At 42.6% G+C, this 1762-nt stretch carries 3 protein-coding genes; all 3 read left to right on the plus strand.

The features are described from left to right. Window positions 1-939: hypothetical protein (locus O4H49_RS20455; protein ID WP_269425284.1), on the plus strand; the 939-nt coding region annotated here is incomplete at its 5' end. 9 nt (window positions 940-948) lie between these two features. Continuing rightward, window positions 949-1218, plus strand: a complete 270-nt coding sequence (locus O4H49_RS20460; RefSeq protein ID WP_269425285.1) for a hypothetical protein — start codon at window positions 949-951, stop codon at window positions 1216-1218. Window positions 1219-1278: 60 nt separating this feature from the next. Then, window positions 1279-1692, plus strand: a complete 414-nt coding sequence (locus O4H49_RS20465; protein ID WP_269425286.1) for a hemagglutinin repeat-containing protein — start codon at window positions 1279-1281, stop codon at window positions 1690-1692. The last annotated feature ends 70 nt before the right edge of the window (window positions 1693-1762 follow it).

The raw sequence follows: 1762 nt of genomic DNA on the forward strand, positions 1-1762 counted from the left end.
ATGGCAGCAGAAGATTTTGCGAGCCAAGTACCTACAAATTCAGAACAAGATCCAGATAGTTCGGGCGGTGTGAACGTCCTGATACGTCCTACACAACAGCAGCTTGTTGGTGGTTCGATCCTAAATGGACTTGTTAAAGCCAAATCTTATATTGATACCTTGCCTACAGAAGAGGTGGGAGCTGCGATGCTTGCATTACAGGTCGCAATGGGACCTGTGAAAGGTACGGCGACAATAGCGGCTAATTTGGCTCTTGATGCTGTTGCGGGAGATAAGATCGATGCACTGAAACAGGAAATATCGTTTTCAGCAATATCTGCTTTAACGGGTTATGGGAGAGATTTGGTCGAAGAGGATTTCATTGCTGGGCGCTACAACACTCAGACGAAAGTCGAAGCCACTGAATTCCTTATCTTTACTGTGCTCGCAGGGACGATTAATCTCAAAAGAAGTGGAAATGATGCCACAAGAAAATTCACTACAAAAATTGATGATAAAATTGTAGACACTGAATATAGTGTTTTACCTGAAGGTATAGCAAAAACTTTTAAAAACGCTGAATATGCAACAGCTAAGACAATAGTTGAAACTCCTGTATATCGGAAATTTGGAGGGAGTGATAGTCAAGCGAAAGCAAATGGTGGATTTGTTACGACGGAACGCAATCTAGGGCGAGATGAAACGGCTGTTTATCCTAAATGGAATAATACAAGATTTGAGGCTGAAATAATAATTCCTAAAGGGACACAGATTCATATAGGAAGAGTTGCACCACAGCCAATAGGAGAAACGAATCCAAAATATAGAGGTGGTGCTGATCAAGTTCTTTTACCCAGAGATTATCCTGATAGTTGGATCAAAACGGTAAAAGATGGAAAAACGGGGACCGTTTATTCTTTGGATCAATTCAAAGCTAAATTTCCAAACCAATTTAATTGAGACTATTTGATGAAAAATGAACTTGAGATAGATTTATTGAATCTGTTGACTGAAATAAAAGATCACTTATGCGTTAATGGGCAAGCTGAAATTTACCAAGAGTTACAGAAATCAATTAATATACTGATTAGCAATAATAAAAGTGGGTATAAAAATCTGAGCTTATATATTCTAAATGATTTTAGGAAATTATATGATAATCGGCATGATACAGGCATATTGAATAAAAAATTTGACTTGGCGTGTAAGTTAGCAAAGCAGCTTTCTGAAGATTCTTAACGCTTAAATATAGAAGTTTGTATCAAACTTTATCTGTCTAAAAATTGCGATGACATCACCCTGAAATCCGGGGATGACACCACCCTCAAGGGCGCACAGGTTCAGGCAAACGGGTCCATTGATGCGGATGTGGGCGGTGATTTGACTGTCGCCTCTGTGCAGGATACCAGCCGGATTGACGGAGGCAGCAAGGGCGGTTCTGTTGGTCTGAGTACAGGTCTGGACGGCAAGGTCAACGCCGTCAATGGCTCAGTCTCCTACGGCAAGGAAAAGGGCCGCAAGGCGTGGGTCGAGGAACAGTCTGCCCTGATCGCCAAAGGCAACGTGGATGTCACCGTCGGTGGTCACACGCAGCTTGACGGGGCGGTCATTGCCTCGACCGAAGGTGATGTGGCGCTGGATACCGAGACCTTCGACTACAGCGATATTCAGGATCACGACAATTACAAGAACGTTAAAGCGTTTTGCTTTTGATCTGAATCGGTTTCGGGATTCCCAAAAGCGGTATTCTATGATTCACTTTCGGGAGGAGGTGTTTCATGGG

It is taken from the genome of Kiloniella laminariae (genome assembly GCF_027214005.1).
Taxonomy (GTDB): Bacteria; Pseudomonadota; Alphaproteobacteria; order Kiloniellales; family Kiloniellaceae; genus Kiloniella; species Kiloniella laminariae_A.

Coding starts and splice junctions, on each gene's coding strand:
- O4H49_RS20460 (WP_269425285.1), top strand. CDS start 949: ATGAAAAATGAACTTGAGATAGATTTATTGAATCTGTTGACTGAAATA.